Here is a 16569-nt window from a genome sequence, read left to right as displayed (position 1 = left end):
CGGGGCTTTTATTAAAATTCTGAACCCATACCTGCCTGCAAAGGGCAGTTGCAAACTTATGGGTAAAAACACCGTTAGGTGATAGCTTGCCAATGATAAAGGCGTTACTTTCCTTTAATGAGGGAGCCCGCGCTTATCAACTTATGAGGGCATTATACGTACAGGCGCTACATTAAGCAACCACCAAAGTAGCTCAGGATTGCGGTTATTCCTGAAATTACACAATGTACTTTGATTACTATGAGTCAAATAGCCATTATTCTTTACCAACTAGTATTTCTAATTATATTTTCGGTAACTTAGTTTAATCGCATTAATTTCCTTATCGAACACTAAATTGCACTTATCCATAGTAGTACTGGCCAATTGAAAATAACGTTGATTGTCTAATTTAACCGATGTAACGTTAATCAACTGCTCTTGTATCGTTTGCGTTAATTGCATGCACGCCTGCTTGGCCTGTTCAATTTGTTCGGACGTTGATTCCGTTTGAACCAATGAAAGTCTTTCACAAGATTGATTACTCAATATATTGATTTTTTCGCATAAATAACCCAGTTTTACTTTATCTATTTGTGTCGACTCTCCACGCGTTGAAACAGCGACGCCAATAGCTCTGGCTTGACCAACGAATTCTATAACACGGGGAAATTCATGCCATAAAAAGTGCGTGTGTGAAGTAGCATTTGTGCAATGGGTAAATTCTACGTTTTCCGCTACATCTTCCAATAGGTATAATAATGTTTCAATTAGATGGGTATGCTGTTGGAAGCTAGTAGTCACAGTCAAGTTCAATGCTTTGTCTTTCAATCTACGCCAGTGATCGCAATATGCTATCCAACGTGCTTCGTCAGTTACAATTGTGTCCTTACCGAGTAAATTGACTAACTCTTCAATCCCTTGCTTTAATTCTCTTAGCGCCGTCTCGACACTGGGATCGCCTTGTAAGTATGTAGCAGTGAGTCCTCTGTGTTTTTGGGTAAAACTTATTAGCTTTTTGATGGCGCCTATTAACTCCAGTGTAGAGTAAATTCTCTTGCGTTGTTTTTTCCTCTGTCTATACCATTGAAGCCCCACAAGTCCCATGACTAAAAAAACAGAACCGAGAAGTAGCATTTCCATAACTTATTTCCCCTACCTGACAGAAAGTGTGCGTAAATACTCAGCAACTACGGATGTTTCTTGGGCGATCTGGGCATTAGCCGCAGCGCTTTCCACAACTCTTTCTATACTTCTTGAAATTTCCTCTGTCGCTTTACTTTGTTGTTCTGTTATTGCGGATATTTCCATCACTTGATCACAGGAGTCTGCCGACTCATATTCAATGTTAGCCAAAACTTCTTCAGCATCTTTAGCCTGATTCATACAGTCACGTATGCGAAGCGTGACACGTTCCATATTATCCGCGACCAATTTTCTTTGAATGTCTAGTTCGGCAATACTTTGGTTAATCGTATCAGCAGACTCTCTACTTTCAGATGCGAGGTTTCTCACTTCATCTGCGACTACGGCAAACCCCCTACCCATTTCACCCGCTCGCGCTGCTTCTATACTCGCATTGAGTGCAAGAAGGTTAGTTTGCTCTGCGATATTTTGAATCGTTGCGGTAAGTGTCAAAACGGTTTCGATGGAACGACCCAATGTAGTTAGAGCGGCATGTGTTTCGGCAACATCCTCACCCACACCTTCAACATTAATGACTAGTTCTCCCATGTAACTATGTCCTTGTTTAGAATAATCTGAGGCGCGTAAAGCGGCTTCATTGACCCGGCTAAACTTGACGACTATTTCATTTAAGGAGGCGGTGAGTTCATTGACGGCAGCTGCTGTTGATTCAGTCGCTTCTGACTGAGATGCTGCATTATTTGAAACGTTTATAGAAGACTGAATAAGTTGTTCAGATGAATATTTCATTTCAGAGAAATGTTCGGCCAACTTATCTCTGTGACGTGCAGTCTCTTTTATAATGTCAAAGACGGACTTGATATGACTTGTAAATAGAATGGGACTAACAACCAAATCCTGATAGCCCTGCTGATCGTTTTTAAGCTCATTTAAAATAGTATCTATATTACTGATTTCACTAGCAAACAAATGTAATATTGAGAATATCAACCAGTTCATTATAAAAAAGCAAACCGCTATTAAAAGCGTAGAATGCCCTTGAGCGAGCAATATGAATAGGTAGCCGGCCAAATTTAATATGACGGCTATATATGCCGCCTGTTTTATCCCAAATGCCTTTATTAATATTGCTCCAGGAAACCTTAACAACGAGAGCATAGTAGACGTATCCTTAGTTTTTCATCCCTGGAAAACCATTATTGCAGCAAACTTTACGCCAGCCTTTTCGGTAAAAATAAGGTTATTTTTCACCCGCATCGTTGACATTTTAACCAGTCTATCAGTGTATTGTTCTTTTATGGTGCAAAGACGCTTCGTTGTAGTGCTGCAATGCGTCTATTTTGGGCGGTAATAAGTCAAAACAATATGTAGTCGTAAATGTATTGCTAAGAAGAGGAATTACTTGGAGATTTTGTAAAAACTCTAGGCACTTGGATGGATTATAAAAATCACGACAAAGACTATATATGTTTGTGAGAAACAAACTTAGACAACAATTATGTCAGGCAATATTTGTGATTAATTTATAAGACAATAATAGCCAAATTACTTAAGGTGATTTCGCAATAGCGTGTTAGAAACGCATTTCTCTGTGCGATCGATGGTAGAAAAATTGATATTCAAACCAGAAGTCGATGCAGACTTGGTGTTGAATCCATGGATGCTAATGCAAAAAAGACCCGTCATTTCTGACGAGTCTTTTCGATTGGTTGCGGGAGCAGGATTTGAACCTACGACCTTCGGGTTATGAGCCCGACGAGCTACCAGACTGCTCCATCCCGCGTCTGTACGGTTAAACACGTTGATACGCATTTAAAAAATAGGCTTTATTTTCTGTGGTTGCGGGAGCAGGATTTGAACCTACGACCTTCGGGTTATGAGCCCGACGAGCTACCAGACTGCTCCATCCCGCGCCAGAAAATTAGCGTTGTTGCGTTTTGCTTTAGCGCCTCGCTTCAACGTGGTGCGTATTATACATAGGGACTTAACTAACACAAGTGCCTAACATCACTTTATTTCATTTTTCTGACTGTTCGCAGTTAAATTAACCAATTTGAACAAACATAATACAAAAAACTAATAATAACCGATATAAAAGGCCACCGACGCTTATATACTTTACTTAAACTTCTCCATTTTTTCCGCTAACGCAAAGTCCAGTTCACTCAGCCCATCCACGTCATGCGTAGTTAAGCGCACTTCTACTTTGTTGTAGACATTAAACCACTCAGGGTGGTGTTTTAGTTTTTCAGCCCAAATTGCCATTTGTGACATCCAGCCAAATGCACGAATAAAACTTTTGAAGGTAAAGGATTTTTTAATTGCATCGCCTTCCCTTTCCCATACTACGCCATCCTCGACCAATGTGTTTAAGGTCTCGAGCTTTTGTTGAATTTCCAGATTACTGAGTTTAGTCGCCATGTTGTGCTCCTTTATCTTATATTTATACGGATACTGTAAATGAAGCGAGCTAAATTACTAGCATTGCCAAGGTAGAAGATTACCTAATGGTGGGGGGGAATGTTTACAAAAAAAGCCGACATATAGCCGGCTTCTCAATGTCATTACACAACGGGCAACTTAGAACTCAACTGCCAGTCTTGCATAGATCTGGCGTCCACGCGGGTCGTGCACTTTAGAGTCAAAACCACTGTTGGTAAATACTTGCGGAGGATCTTCATCAAACAAGTTGATACCGCCTAAGGTTAACACGTAGCTTTGCTCGGTATTAAACAAACTTCCCAAGTCGATGTTGTATTGGGCATCTACAGTAACAATGCTGTCTATTTCGTAGAAACCATTCGCACACCCGCCTGTATTCGCTGTTCCATCAGCGCAGTTTTGGTCATCATCATACGAAGAGATGTAACGCACGAATACGTTGGCAGCGTGAATATCATTCTGCCACGCTAGTCCAATATTCATTCGTAATTCTGGTGAAGATACTCCAATGTTGTTGAAGTTTCTACGACCCGCTCCATCAATATTATCCGCCTGAGGATCTTTAAGATCATACTTAGTAATGTAAGTTGCTTGTATTGAAGGGGTAAAATTACCCATACCCGTTTCCAATTTATAACTGGTAACAAAGTCAATACCAGACGTTTCAAGTGAACTTGCATTTACGTAGGTATTGTTAATTTGAAGTACAGGACCATTCACAGGATCACCAGCACGAACAATACGATCAGTATTTGTCGGATCTGCGGTCAGCAGTGCTTGAGCATTCTCTTGGATAATCAAATCCTTAAATTTAAAGTTCCAGTAATCCACTTCTACCGATAAGTCTCTAAAGGGCTCATAGGAGAAACCCACGTTATACGCCGTTGACTCCTCAGGTTTTAAATCTTCATTACCCTCAGTGCGCACTGCCACAAATGCTTGAGCACCTTGAATGGGGTCAACCACTTGTTGCAATGATGTTGATCCGCCTTGTGCCAAGAACACCGTAGGCGCCCTAAACGACGTTGATATTGACCCACGAAGAGAGAATTCGTCACTGGCACGCCAGGAAATCGCTAGTTTAGGGTCAACCGTGCTGCCGATGCTGCCGCCATAATCTTCATAGCGTACTGCGATTTGTACATCTAGTTCATCATTGATTGGCAAAGCTAATTCGCCGAATGCAGCCCATACATCTTGACTACCTTCTAAATCAGGGTTGCCGATTACAAATGTGAAACTATCTTGGTTAGATAACTCATCGTAATCTTGAGACAGTTTGTTTTCTCTGTATTGCACGCCTAATGCAAGGGCAGCATAACCCCCTCCCATTTCAAAAGTATCAAACGACGTAAATGCCTCAAAGACTTCCAAGTCAGCTCTCGAATCTATAACTTGCTTGCCAGTAAACGAGTCAATAACGTAGTCGGAATTAGGTGCACTGGTATATGAAGTTGCAAAGGGATTAAAGAACTGACAACTTCCTTGGCCTGGTGAGCCAAGTACGGGATTACAGTCAGAGCCGCCAAACCCGAGTAATGCCAACTGAAATTCAGTATTGAGTACATCCGGAACAGAGAACAAGAAATCATTTACAGCGCGCGTGTAGCTAACTTCCCAAAAACCAGAGTCCGTAATTCCCTGCAAATTAGTACTAAAGCGGAAGGTATCAGATTCTGTATTGGCTGCATCTCCTGGTTGACCGTTGCCTTCGGCGCGTCCAAAGAATGCAACCGCACGCCCGAATGGGTTCTGGGGATGGTAGTCAGGCACGACTGGGGCCGTTAGTATTGGAAAGCTTGGTGCACCGCCACGTTCCGCACGGTTTCTTGCCATACCAATTTCTGTAGTCCAAGTAATGTCGTCAGTAAACTCATACTCAGCGCGTGTATACGCATTTATCCGGCTTTCATCCGGTACATATGAATAATAGGGTCCAAAGTCAAAGCCACAAAGGCCGACATCCAAACCTGGGACAGTACCACTAGGAGCAAGTACTTGAGGGTAACCACCAAACTCTTCACAGCCATAGGGATCGATGACAGGTACACCCGGTGCAATAAAGAAGCTAGCTGGGTTACCTAGTGCACTGGTATCGTCCTGTGGACGACTCAATCGACGATCACTGATAAACAGCGGAGAGCGATTTGTATAGCTGATAGCGGCAATGACACTGCCCTTTTCGCCCGTGGCTCCCCATAACCCTTGAAGAACATATTCCTTATTATCTCCGTGGGCGCCATCCTGGTAATCCATCGTCACCATTGCCCCATCGTAATTTCGCTTGGTAATAAAGTTAACCACACCGGCTACAGCGTCAGAGCCATATAGGGCCGAAGCACCATCCTTTACAACTTCCATTCTGTCGATGGCTATCATTGGTACAAGTGAACTGGTATCAACGAAGTTAAGTCCTTCGTTGGTGGGCTGAGCGTTGACCACTTGCCGCTTGTTGTTTAGTAAAACCAAGGTTGAGGCTACGCCTAAACCCCGTAAATTTATATTTGAAGTACCTGCTGTTGCGTTTTGCGTGAAGGCATCCGGATTGTTTTCTGCACCTGTATTTATGGTTAGGGTTTGAGTGATGTCAGCAATGTTTTTTGCACCAATGGAGTCAATGGCTACACTGTCGACAACGGCAAGAGGTGAAGGAGATTCAAAGTTTTCGCTTCGGCGAACAAAACTACCCGTAACGAGAATGAGCTCCACATCCTTTTTAGCTTCTTTCTCGTTTTCGACGTCAGCGTCTTGAGCTAGCGCGAGTAGAGGAGAACATAACAATGCAGAACCGACGAGAGCGGCGACTGCGGTCTTACGCGTTTTTAATTTCATAGTGTGATTCCAAATCTGGGCTTATCACTACCGGCAATACTACCCACACTTTCCGCTAGCAACAGGCTGTTCGATTTCGTGTTGTTATTGTGCGAGACCACATAATTGATGGCCTACATAACTGATATTATGCCCCAATTTTATATTTGTAAATTTATTGTGAATAATATGTTTACATTAATATCACGCATGGTCTGACCAGATAAGTCCTGAACTATTTGTGTGATTTCACACCAAAATCACCCTGTTCAACTGACTTAACCAAGTGGGAATAAGTTGCTGCGGTTGTGAAATTTATTCTCATCCCCCTCAGAAACACTTCAACCAAAACAATGAATAATTCATGTTTTTCAGAATGTTACCTCAAGGTACAAATTTTGATTGGTAAGATTAGAAGGCAGATATAGAGAGAAAAAAGGTTTAATGGATTTTCCAAAACTAGATGAAGTGTACAAGCTCTTAAGTGAGAAACTCGAAACTTGGGTAGAAAGCGCGATCACGATTTTACCCAATATTGTTGTCGCTTTTCTGATTGCCATTGTCTTTGGCGTAGTAGCCAAAATCATAGGTAATGTGACTGGCAAAGTCATGCGAAAAACCTTTGAATCCCGTCAAATCGCAAGCTTATTAACCTCTATTATCAAGTCAATCGTCATCGTTGCAGGAATTTTCATTGCACTGGATTTTGTAGGGCTACAAGGCACAGTGACTTCCCTGTTAGCGGGCGCGGGTATCGTGGGTTTGGCAATTGGTTTTGCATTTCAGGACATGACCGAAAATTTCATAGCCGGCATCGCTATGGGTATTCGCAAACCGTTTGAAATTGGTGATGTTATAGAAGCAGAGGGGGTATTTGGCAACGTAAAAGAAATTAACTTGCGAAATACTCTAGTAGAAACATTTTATGGCCAGTTGGAAGTCATCCCCAATAAAATTTTATTTCGCAATATTCTCACCAATTATTCATACCTCGGGTATAGAAGAATTGAAATACCTGTCGGCATTTCTTATGCGGATGATATTGACGTAGCCGCAAACGTCATTACCGATGCGATGAATACAAAAGACTACGTTATTAAGAAAGAGGAAACGGCTGTTTATGCTGAGTCATTCGGCGACTCTAGCATCAACTTATTACTGTGGTTTTGGATTCGATATCCAGGCGATCCAGGCTTTATGTCTGTACGCCACGATGCAGTAAGCACAGTAAAAACCGTACTGGAAGAAAATAACATCTTAATCCCGTTTCCCATCAGAACGTTGGACTTCAATGCTAAAGGTGGCGACAAATTAAACGCAATGCTTAAACAACGTGACAGCGAACACCAAAGTCACCAAGGCAATGCCGAAAGCGCAGCTACAACAGATTCCGCTAGTGGTGGTAAAAAGTCGCCCACTGACGAGGAATAACCATAACCAAGGTAATAAGGAGAAACCAATGGAGTTATTGAAAATGTCAAAATTGAAAAGTGTAATGCTACTGCTAGTAGTTGTAACTAGTTTAGGCACATTGGGTGGTTGTGCCACGGTAGAAGGTGCTGGGAAAGACATCCAGAGCGCAGGCGAGGCAATAGAAGAAGGTGCGGAAGAAGCAGCTAATTAGCCTTCGCTTTGTTGTTTCACAAATTAGTAGTGGCGAGCAATTTTCACTGCTCGCCTCTACTTTTTATACCTCAGTTTATTACCCTGCCTGTTCCCTTATAAGGAAACGCTCACTGTATTACAGCAAGCATAAGAAAAGTCCCTACCAGTGCAGGCTTTCCGGAAGACTTTAGAATACAGCTGCCGTCTACCTTATACAGTTTACCTTGCGGTTTATCTGTAATTTCTGCTACGGAGAAACTGTATTTAATCGCATCACCGCTTTTAACAGGTTCTAAAAAACGCAATCTATCAATACCGTAGTTGATAGTTGATGCTATCTTTTCACTAGATGCAATTACTTCACCAAACGCCTTAGGCATTAAACTTGCGGATAAAAAGCCATGGGCGATGGTTGTACCAAACGGACTTTCTTTTTGACAACGGGCTTGGTCTAAATGGATCCACTGATAATCCCCCGTAGCCTCTGCAAACTGGTTTATCATATCTTGGGTCACTTCTAACCATGCGGGTTGAGTGAGTATGTCCCCTGCCGATAATTCAATAAGTGTTTTCATATTTCCGTCCAACGTGCGTTATTTATCGACCAAACTACTATTATTCACCTGAATGTTTCAATTAACTTTTAATAATAGGTATTTATAAATTATCTTGTTACACTATCGTAAACATTAAGTGGGCGCGTTGTAACATAACAGGTTGTGTTAGTACTGTGACTGCGCCTCGCTTATGGGTATTTACCAGAGCACTCGCTCGTAAAGGATTAGTTATGAACCTCAATAGAATCGATTTGAACCTCTTTGCGGTCTTCGACGCTATATATACAGCGGGAAGCCTAACCAAAGCTGCAGATGTTTTGTGCATAACACAGCCAGCGGTAAGTAATTCTTTAGCGCGATTAAGAGAAATGCTAAATGACCCTTTGTTTGTGCGTACAGGGCATAGTATGACGCCTACTCCCGTCGCGCAGAACATTATTGTCCCTGCCCGCCAAGCATTGGCTCTACTCAGAAAAAGCGTACAAGAAAGTCATACTTTTGATCCTTTAACCGCTGAAAAAACCTTTAGTTTCGCCAGTAGGGATTTACTTGAGGCCAGCATAATGCCTCGGCTAGTTGCCCGGCTACAGAACTTAGCACCGAATATCTCAATCTCAAATTACGAAATACCCCGCAGTCAAGTAGTATCTGCAATGGCAGCTGGCACCTTAGATTTTTTCACTGATGTGCTGACGATAACGGATCCTCATTTATGTAAAGCAAAAATTGCGCAAGACCGTTTTGTCGTGCTCGCACGTAAAAACCACCCTGCCCTTAAAAATGGTTTGGATCTCGACACTTTTCTAAGGCTGGGGCATATCAACGTTTCACAACGCAAGGCTGGTGCAGGTCCTATTGATGTTGCATTGGACAAAATTGGTAAACGCCGTAAAGAGGTTATGCGTGGTCAACATTTTCTTACCGTGCCCAGTACTATCGTAAAAACCGATTTGATTGCCTGTTTGCCTTTTCACCTTGCCAAACACTATGACTTAGCCATTTATGAAATGCCTTTTGAATTACCGCCTGTAGAATATTTCTTGTATTGGCATGTAAGTGCCGACCACGACTATGCTCACATGTGGATGCGCGAACAGATTATGGAAGTGGCCAGTGCCTTCAAACCACATTAAAACCTCATATCCGTAAGCAACAGTGTTCTTCCGTAAAAAGCCCTTAAGAGGGCTTTTTATTTATCCAGTAGCACAGTCTCAATATTATGGTTATTTTTTTAAATACCTAAGTATCAGTTAACAGATTTTACCTTTTTAGTTTTTGGCGTTTAATTAAGTCCGAACACGATCTACTTTAATTTTATGCTCGAGGAATTAACCATGTTGAAAATCGTTAAAGCTTCCATTGTTGTTGCGGCTTCTATCGGTGTTACAGGTCTAGCACACGCAGACGTAAACGAAGCACTAGCTAACATTTGTACTATCGTTCAAGCGGACGACAAAGGCGAATTGCGTAAAAAAATGAGAGCTGTTGAATCAGATTACAGCCTTAAATTAAGAGACTACTACGCGGGTGTTAGTTGTGGCGGAAACAGCCTAATTAGAACGGCACTACTTAATAATGCCGTAGAGTCAGGTGAACTTCTTGTGAAGAAAATGCCTAAGAGTGATTTAGAAGCGCCAGAAGCTGACGGCAAGACTCTGTTAGCTTGGGTAGCTGAAAACGGCTTACAAGACAGTCCAATTGCAGCAGTAATTAACGGCCGTCTATAACGAATTTTAACAAAATTCACACCATGTGATATCAGTTCAACATGGTTGCAGAGAAATCTGCGCTTTAGAAGGCGGCCTACGGGCCGCTTCTTCTATTGTGGTTACGAAAATCTGCAATTAAAGACGTAAAACTGTTTCAGACACTACGCAGTAATGACATACGCCATTATTCATCTGTACTTTTTATAATAAATCCCAGCCCTTTTAAAGCTATCCCTTACAAAGCATTTACGTTGACCAAAAGTCATAAGTTCTTACTACTTGTCTAACTATTTAGTCAATATCACCATAACCTTATTCAGTGAAAACCCAACCTATTGAATAGTATACACATTTGTTTTGGCGCGTATTCTGCTCTATCCCTCGTACTTATAATCTAAAGGGACACGTTGATGAACTATTTATGTGCTATTAGCTTAGTGTTAATGACATTTACCGTAACTGCCAACTCGTTTGCAAACGAAAATAAGACATATGATGAACAAACACACAGTATTGCTCTTGACGAGTTAGTTATTGGCGGTACGCTTACCCTTCCAACTCAACCCAAAAGTAACGCTCTGGTGATAATGATTTCAGGCAGTGGTCCACAAGATCGCGATGAAACCCTATTTGGCTTTAAAGTATTCAAAATCATCGCAGCGCACTTAGGGGAAAAAGGCATAGCCAGTTTCCGCTTTGATGATAGAGGCGAAGGCGAAAGCACGGGTGATTTCACCCAGACAACACTCAACGACCATGTGAGTGATATAAATGCAATTATTAATTATTTTAAAAGCTCGTCTCCAAATCGCTACGAGACATTTATTTTACTTGGGCACAGTCAAGGAGGCATCGTCAGTGGCAAAGTTGCACGAAAAAATTACAATGTAAAAAAGCTAATTTTAATGGCAGCACCGTCAGTGCCCATAATTGATTTAGTGCTTTATCAAGTAAGGCAAGAATTAATTGACCAAGGGCTTAATCACGGATTAATTGAACGTGAAGTGTCAGCGCACCATAAATTAATGCATGCACTTGTTGAGGGTGAAAAAGTAGCGCAATCTATTGCATTATTTTACGACACTGCCAAATTATTACAGTTAGCTCAACAGCCACTCGATGCAACACAACTAGAATCAATTGCACTAGATAAAACAGAAACGTTTAAAACTATTTATCAATTGCCTTCACTGACCTCTTTTCTATATTACGATCCTGCCAATGACTACGAAAAATTAACTATACCTGTACTTGCGCTGTTTGGAGGAAATGACATGCAAGTTACAATTGCACAGAACAAAGACAAAATGGAGAGGGCATTGCTAAACGCTCGTACTCCCTACCAATTTGTTACCTTTGATGACGCTAACCATTTCTTTCAACAGGCCCAAACAGTTCAAAAACAAGAATATGAAGCCCTCGATAAACAATTTGTAGTTGGCTTTTTAGACGAGCTGTCAAACTGGATTTTAAAAGGCTTATAAGCGTCGTATACAACGCGTTAAGCAAACTACTTAGTAGGTGATTTCCTTTCAACTGCGAATTAACGAGGGAAAATCTTCAGAATTGATACTGAATATTCCCTCAACGTCCCCTTTTTAGGCTCTCCAAAAACCAGAAAATGGCTCAGATACCTGATAAGTTCGATACCTGAAATTATCCAATTATTGCCATTTTTTTATTAAAAAATAAAAAAAAGCCTTTTTTTTGCACATTTTTTCGCTTGTCACCTGGCATTTATTTATCCAACCCTCAGATCACGCTAGCCCTTTTATACCAAAGGCTAAGAGCAGATTCCTCAAATCCTAGACTTAAGTCTTATGTATTAAAAAACATACCCTGTTATCTGTGAGTATGTTTTTCATTCAATCTGATTGTTTTTTAATTAATCCCGAACAGACAAACAACTAACCAATTACGAAGGAAATTTAACCATGTTGAAAATTGTTAAAACTTCTCTAGTCATCGCCGCTTCTACTTTAGCTTTCTCTAACGCAGCGCAAGCTAACGATATTAATGAAGCCCTTGCTAACATCTGCACCATCGTTCAAGCGGACGATAAAGGTGAACTTCGCAAAAAAATGCGTAGTGTACAGTCTGACTTTAAACTAAAGCTTCGCGATTACTATTCAGGTATCTCATGTGGTGGTCAGAGCTTAATCAGAACTGCCCTAACTAATAACGCTGTCGAAGTAGGCACGCTTTTAGTTAAGAAAATGCCTAGCAAAGATTTACAAGAGCCAGAGGCAGATGGCAAAACGCTACAGGCGTGGATTGCTGAGCAAGGCCTTCAATCATCACCTATCTCAGCTGAGCTGAATGAGCGTATATAATAACAAAATCACATAGCCATGTGACAGGTTTCAACATGGTGGCAGTGTAAGCTGCACTTAAGGCTCCTTTAAGGAGCCTTTTTCTTTTGTCTAGCCTACTTATTTGTTCTTACCCATTATCTGCACATCAACAGCCTATCGGTAACACCTAGCCACCGATTAATACACCAATTCGTCCATCAAGCAAAGCACACGCGACTCAACATAAAACTATAACGCATTGATATTTATATATTTACTCACAAAACAACCAACATAACGTATTAGTTCCAATACCCCGTTATCCTATAGCATGTTTTTCAATCAGTTGGTTGAGGGTTTAATACATCTCAACGAACAGACATTAATTTAACTCAAACCAATCGAAGGAATTTAACCATGTTGAAAATTGTTAAAACTTCTCTAGTTATCGCCGCTTCTACTCTAGCTTTCTCTAACGCAGCACAAGCTAACGACATTAACGAAGCTCTTGCTAACATCTGCACCATCGTTCAAGCGGACGACAAAGGTGAACTTCGCAAAAAAATGCGTAGTGTTCAGTCAGACTTTAAATTAAAGCTTCGCGATTACTACTCTGGCATCAGCTGTGGTGGTCAGAGCCTTATCAGAACAGCCCTTACTAGCAATGCGGTTGAAGTAGGCACGCTACTGGTTAAGAAAATGCCAAGTAAAGACCTACAAGAGCCAGAAGCAGATGGCAAAACACTTCAAGCGTGGATTGCTGAGCAAGGCCTGCAAGGTTCACCTATTTCTGAAGAGCTAAACGGCCGTATCTAAGCCCTGTTAGCTAAAAAATTATCACGCCATGTGATGAACGATTCAACATGGTAGCGGCAGGATGCCGCTCTGAAGGCTCCTTTAAGGAGCCTTTTTCTTTTGTCTAGCCTACTTATTTGTTCTTACCCATTATCTGCACATCAACAGCCTATCAGTTACACCTAGCCACCGATTAATACACCAATACGTCCATCAAGCAAAGCACACGCAACTCAACATAAAACTATAAAACTATAAAACTATAAAACTATAAAACTATAAAACTATAAAACTATAAAACTATAAAATATTGATTTTATTGCACTTAATAATAAAACAATCAATATAACGTATTAAATCCTATACCCCGTTATCCTATAGCATGTTTTTCGATCAGCTGGTTTAGGGTTTAATACATCTCAACGAACAGACATTAATTTAACTCAAACCAATCGAAGGAATTTAACCATGTTGAAAATTGTTAAAACTTCTCTAGTTATCGCCGCTTCTACTCTAGCTTTCTCTAACGCAGCACAAGCTAACGACATTAACGAAGCTCTTGCTAACATCTGCACCATCGTTCAAGCGGACGACAAAGGTGAACTTCGCAAAAAAATGCGTAGTGTACAGTCAGACTTTAAATTAAAGCTTCGCGATTACTACTCTGGCATCAGCTGTGGTGGTCAGAGCCTTATCAGAACAGCCCTTACTAGCAATGCGGTTGAAGTAGGCACGCTTTTAGTTAAGAAAATGCCAAGTAAAGACCTACAAGAGCCAGAAGCAGATGGCAAAACACTTCAAGCGTGGATTGCTGAGCAAGGCCTGCAAGGTTCACCTATTTCAGAAGAGCTAAACGGCCGTATCTAAGCCCTGTTAGCTAAAAAATTATCACGCCATGTGATGAACGATTCAACATGGTAGCGGCAGGATGCCGCACTTGAAGCCCCTAAAAGGGGCTTCGCCCTTTCTAGTAATCTCAAATTACCACTTTCAAATGTAGTATCCGCTAATCAAAAAAAACAATGAATTTCTATATTGCTAAATATCTTTTGATATTGTGCACTCACCATTTTCGGTTTGGTTCCAATTAACGTCTATTCTCTTTGCTCTTGTGATATACCCAAGGAGTAAGCCGTTACTGTGAAAATATCGGGCTGTGCATCAGTGCATTAGAAAGTATAAATATCAGCGGGTATAGCCGTGGTTATACTAGATTGCGATGGCTGTAATAGTAGGGTTTACATAATCAGTGTCAGCAAACAATTTATTTTTGTATAAAGGCAATACGTAAAAAAACCGAGCCAAAAGGCTTTACAGGATAACCTGTTAACCTTGAGAACTCGGTTTGGGTTTCTTTATAAGGCCAAGCGAAATACAAAGTACTCGCTTCACATGTGAATTACATCAGCACGCAGCCTTTGTCAAAAACAATTACTCAACAGCGAACATACTTTCAGGCATGGCCATTAGGTTGTCTGCACCTGACTGCATAGCCGATACTAGCGAACGGGTACGTGTTAACAAACGATCAAAGTAGAACCCGCTGGTAAGCAGTTTACTTTTATAGAAGTCCGTTTCAGTGGTACCTGCATCCAATTGTTCTTGCGCTTTGACAGCCATTTTCAACCAGAAATACGCTACTGTGACATAGCCTGAATACATAAGGTAGTCGACTGAAGCCGCGCCAATCTCATCAGGGTTAGATGCCGCCGCTTTACCAATATCCAGGGTAATTTGTTGCCATTCATCTAAATGTGAATTAAGTGCATTAGTCCATGCGCTAAACTGTGCTTTGTCGCGAAGGGAGTGGCAATAATCACGTACTTCTTGGACAAACACATTGAGCAATTCACCATTGGACCCCATAACCTTTCGGCCAAGCAAATCTACAGCCTGAATGCCTGTTGTGCCTTCGTACATGGTACAAATGCGCGTATCACGGGCCAACTGCTCCATGCCCCACTCTTTTATAAAACCATGACCGCCGTAAACTTGCATTCCATAGCTGGTAGCCTCTTGTGCAGTCTCAGTGAGGAACGCTTTTACTATTGGCGTTAAAAAGGCTAACTTGGCTTCTGCCATTTGCTTTTCGGCTTCATCGTCACCATAAAGAGTGACGTCAACTAACTGCATACAATACGCTGCCAGTACCCGATTGCCTTCAGCGAATGCTTTTTGAGTTAGCAACATACGACGAACATCAGGATGGACAATGATTGGATCAGCCGGACCATTCGGATTTTTACGCCCGGTCAATGAACGAAACTGAATGCGATCTTTGGCGTAACGAAGTGCGCCTTGGAACGCCGCTTCTGTTGACGCCAATCCTTCAAGACCAGTACCAATTCGCGCAGTGTTCATAAAGGTAAACATACAGTTAAGTCCGCGATTCGGCGGCCCAATTAAGTACCCTTTTGCCCCATCAAAATTAATTACACACGTTGCGCTGGCTTTGATACCCATCTTGTGTTCGATGCTTCCACAACTTACTGCGTTGCGATCCTGCTTCTCTCCGTCATCAGACACATTAAACTTAGGCACCACGAACAAGGATATGCCTTTCGTACCTTCTGGCGCATCAGGTAGCCGGGCAAGTACGATATGTACAATATTGTCCGACATATCGTGTTCACCAGCAGAAATAAATATCTTTGTACCCGTTAGGCTATACGTACCGTCTGCTTGTGGTTCGGCGCGGCACTTAAGCATGCCAAGATCAGAGCCACAATGGGCTTCGGTCAAACACATAGTGCCCGTCCATTCACCACTCACTAGCTTAGGTAAGAACATGCTTTGCAGAAGTTCAGTACCGTGCGCTTTTATAGTAGCCATACAGCCCTGACTTAAACCTGGGTACATCGCCCATGAGTGGTTTGCACCTGAAAACCACTCCGCAATAATTGACGCAAGAGAGTAAGGCAGTGCCTGACCACCAACTTCTTCTGGGTGAGACATACCAGGCCACCCACCTTCTACATAGGTTTGATAGGCCTCTTTAAAACCGGCAGGTGTAGTGACTTCACCGTCTTCCCATTTACACCCCTCTTCATCACCTGAGGCATTAATGGGAGCCAGTACGTTTTCAGAAAACTTAGCCGCTTCGGCAAAAATAGCTGACACAAGATCTTCAGAGGCTTCATCGAACCCTAGCTTCTGATAGTGTTGCTGATAATTTAGTAGCTCATGCGTTACAAACATGGCGTCACGTTGTGGAGCTTTATAACCTTCCAT

The 16569-nt window shown here is 41.7% G+C and carries 14 protein-coding genes and 2 tRNA genes; 8 read left to right on the top strand and 8 right to left on the bottom strand.

Annotation, left to right across the window (positions count from 1 at the left end; all coding sequences use genetic code 11):
• Window positions 1-279 precede the first annotated feature (279 nt).
• From ACMCM8_RS06445 to ACMCM8_RS06420, 6 genes are all read right to left on the bottom strand, one after another.
• Window positions 280-1122, bottom strand: coding sequence for a nitrate- and nitrite sensing domain-containing protein (locus ACMCM8_RS06445; protein ID WP_412726617.1), 843 nt, complete (start codon window positions 1120-1122; stop codon window positions 280-282).
• A 12-nt stretch (window positions 1123-1134) separates the two neighbouring features.
• Window positions 1135-2283 carry a methyl-accepting chemotaxis protein gene (locus ACMCM8_RS06440; protein ID WP_412726615.1) on the bottom strand — a complete coding sequence of 383 codons (1149 nt, stop codon included), beginning with the start codon at window positions 2281-2283 and terminating at the stop codon, window positions 1135-1137.
• A gap of 548 nt (window positions 2284-2831) precedes the next feature.
• Window positions 2832-2908, bottom strand: a tRNA-Met gene (locus tag ACMCM8_RS06435).
• Between the two features lie 53 nt (window positions 2909-2961).
• A tRNA-Met gene (locus ACMCM8_RS06430) sits at window positions 2962-3038 on the bottom strand.
• Between the two features lie 205 nt (window positions 3039-3243).
• Window positions 3244-3546 carry a 4a-hydroxytetrahydrobiopterin dehydratase gene (locus ACMCM8_RS06425; RefSeq protein ID WP_412726613.1) on the bottom strand — a complete coding sequence of 101 codons (303 nt, stop codon included), beginning with the start codon at window positions 3544-3546 and terminating at the stop codon, window positions 3244-3246.
• Window positions 3547-3705: 159 nt separating this feature from the next.
• Window positions 3706-6399, bottom strand: a complete 2694-nt coding sequence (locus ACMCM8_RS06420; RefSeq protein ID WP_412726611.1) for a TonB-dependent receptor plug domain-containing protein — start codon at window positions 6397-6399, stop codon at window positions 3706-3708.
• A gap of 423 nt (window positions 6400-6822) precedes the next feature.
• Here ACMCM8_RS06420 and ACMCM8_RS06415 point away from each other — a divergent pair, with 423 nt between their 5' ends.
• Entirely contained in the window at window positions 6823-7809 is a 987-nt protein-coding gene (locus ACMCM8_RS06415; protein ID WP_412726609.1) for a mechanosensitive ion channel family protein, read from the top strand.
• Between the two features lie 28 nt (window positions 7810-7837).
• Entirely contained in the window at window positions 7838-8002 is a 165-nt protein-coding gene (locus tag ACMCM8_RS06410) for an entericidin A/B family lipoprotein (RefSeq protein WP_412726607.1), read from the top strand.
• Between the two features lie 109 nt (window positions 8003-8111).
• Here the strand turns inward: ACMCM8_RS06410 and ACMCM8_RS06405 are convergent, their stop codons facing one another.
• Window positions 8112-8558 carry a MaoC/PaaZ C-terminal domain-containing protein gene (locus ACMCM8_RS06405; RefSeq protein WP_412726605.1) on the bottom strand — a complete coding sequence of 149 codons (447 nt, stop codon included), beginning with the start codon at window positions 8556-8558 and terminating at the stop codon, window positions 8112-8114.
• Window positions 8559-8770: 212 nt separating this feature from the next.
• Here ACMCM8_RS06405 and ACMCM8_RS06400 point away from each other — a divergent pair, with 212 nt between their 5' ends.
• The 6 genes from ACMCM8_RS06400 to ACMCM8_RS06375 all read left to right on the top strand — a co-directional run bounded on the left by ACMCM8_RS06400 (window position 8771) and on the right by ACMCM8_RS06375 (window position 14205).
• Window positions 8771-9673, top strand: coding sequence for a LysR family transcriptional regulator (locus ACMCM8_RS06400; protein ID WP_412726603.1), 903 nt, complete (start codon window positions 8771-8773; stop codon window positions 9671-9673).
• A 201-nt stretch (window positions 9674-9874) separates the two neighbouring features.
• Window positions 9875-10267, top strand: coding sequence for a DUF3718 domain-containing protein (locus ACMCM8_RS06395; protein WP_412726601.1), 393 nt, complete (start codon window positions 9875-9877; stop codon window positions 10265-10267).
• A gap of 392 nt (window positions 10268-10659) precedes the next feature.
• The gene (locus ACMCM8_RS06390) at window positions 10660-11733 is read left to right on the top strand and encodes an alpha/beta hydrolase family protein (RefSeq protein ID WP_412726599.1); all 1074 of its coding nucleotides are present in this window, start codon (window positions 10660-10662) and stop codon (window positions 11731-11733) included.
• Between the two features lie 450 nt (window positions 11734-12183).
• The gene (locus tag ACMCM8_RS06385; RefSeq protein WP_412726597.1) at window positions 12184-12582 is read left to right on the top strand and encodes a DUF3718 domain-containing protein; all 399 of its coding nucleotides are present in this window, start codon (window positions 12184-12186) and stop codon (window positions 12580-12582) included.
• A gap of 378 nt (window positions 12583-12960) precedes the next feature.
• Window positions 12961-13359, top strand: a complete 399-nt coding sequence (locus tag ACMCM8_RS06380) for a DUF3718 domain-containing protein (protein ID WP_412726595.1) — start codon at window positions 12961-12963, stop codon at window positions 13357-13359.
• A 447-nt stretch (window positions 13360-13806) separates the two neighbouring features.
• Entirely contained in the window at window positions 13807-14205 is a 399-nt protein-coding gene (locus tag ACMCM8_RS06375; protein ID WP_412726595.1) for a DUF3718 domain-containing protein, read from the top strand.
• Window positions 14206-14769: 564 nt separating this feature from the next.
• Here ACMCM8_RS06375 and ACMCM8_RS06370 read toward each other — a convergent pair.
• A complete protein-coding gene (locus ACMCM8_RS06370) occupies window positions 14770-16569 on the bottom strand; it encodes an acyl-CoA dehydrogenase C-terminal domain-containing protein (protein WP_412726593.1) in 1800 nt (599 codons plus the stop codon).

This window comes from Alteromonas sp. D210916BOD_24 (assembly GCF_047159385.1).
Lineage (GTDB): Bacteria > Pseudomonadota > Gammaproteobacteria > Enterobacterales > Alteromonadaceae > Alteromonas.
Note: the sequence above shows the minus strand (reverse complement) of the source record. Positions and strands in the feature narration are given on the sequence as shown.

Bases quoted from the DNA above. Each gene is read 5' to 3' on its own strand.
- ACMCM8_RS06380 (WP_412726595.1), top strand. From the start codon at position 12,961: ATGTTGAAAATTGTTAAAACTTCTCTAGTTATCGCCGCTTCTACTCTA.
- ACMCM8_RS06415 (WP_412726609.1), top strand. From the start codon at position 6,823: ATGGATTTTCCAAAACTAGATGAAGTGTACAAGCTCTTAAGTGAGAAA.
- ACMCM8_RS06400 (WP_412726603.1), top strand. From the start codon at position 8,771: ATGAACCTCAATAGAATCGATTTGAACCTCTTTGCGGTCTTCGACGCT.
- ACMCM8_RS06375 (WP_412726595.1), top strand. From the start codon at position 13,807: ATGTTGAAAATTGTTAAAACTTCTCTAGTTATCGCCGCTTCTACTCTA.
- ACMCM8_RS06410 (WP_412726607.1), top strand. From the start codon at position 7,838: ATGGAGTTATTGAAAATGTCAAAATTGAAAAGTGTAATGCTACTGCTA.
- ACMCM8_RS06405 (WP_412726605.1), bottom strand. From the start codon at position 8,558: ATGAAAACACTTATTGAATTATCGGCAGGGGACATACTCACTCAACCC.
- ACMCM8_RS06445 (WP_412726617.1), bottom strand. From the start codon at position 1,122: ATGGAAATGCTACTTCTCGGTTCTGTTTTTTTAGTCATGGGACTTGTG.
- ACMCM8_RS06385 (WP_412726597.1), top strand. From the start codon at position 12,184: ATGTTGAAAATTGTTAAAACTTCTCTAGTCATCGCCGCTTCTACTTTA.
- ACMCM8_RS06370 (WP_412726593.1), bottom strand. From the start codon at position 16,569: ATGGAAGGTTATAAAGCTCCACAACGTGACGCCATGTTTGTAACGCAT.
- ACMCM8_RS06425 (WP_412726613.1), bottom strand. From the start codon at position 3,546: ATGGCGACTAAACTCAGTAATCTGGAAATTCAACAAAAGCTCGAGACC.
- ACMCM8_RS06395 (WP_412726601.1), top strand. From the start codon at position 9,875: ATGTTGAAAATCGTTAAAGCTTCCATTGTTGTTGCGGCTTCTATCGGT.
- ACMCM8_RS06390 (WP_412726599.1), top strand. From the start codon at position 10,660: ATGAACTATTTATGTGCTATTAGCTTAGTGTTAATGACATTTACCGTA.
- ACMCM8_RS06440 (WP_412726615.1), bottom strand. From the start codon at position 2,283: ATGCTCTCGTTGTTAAGGTTTCCTGGAGCAATATTAATAAAGGCATTT.
- ACMCM8_RS06420 (WP_412726611.1), bottom strand. From the start codon at position 6,399: ATGAAATTAAAAACGCGTAAGACCGCAGTCGCCGCTCTCGTCGGTTCT.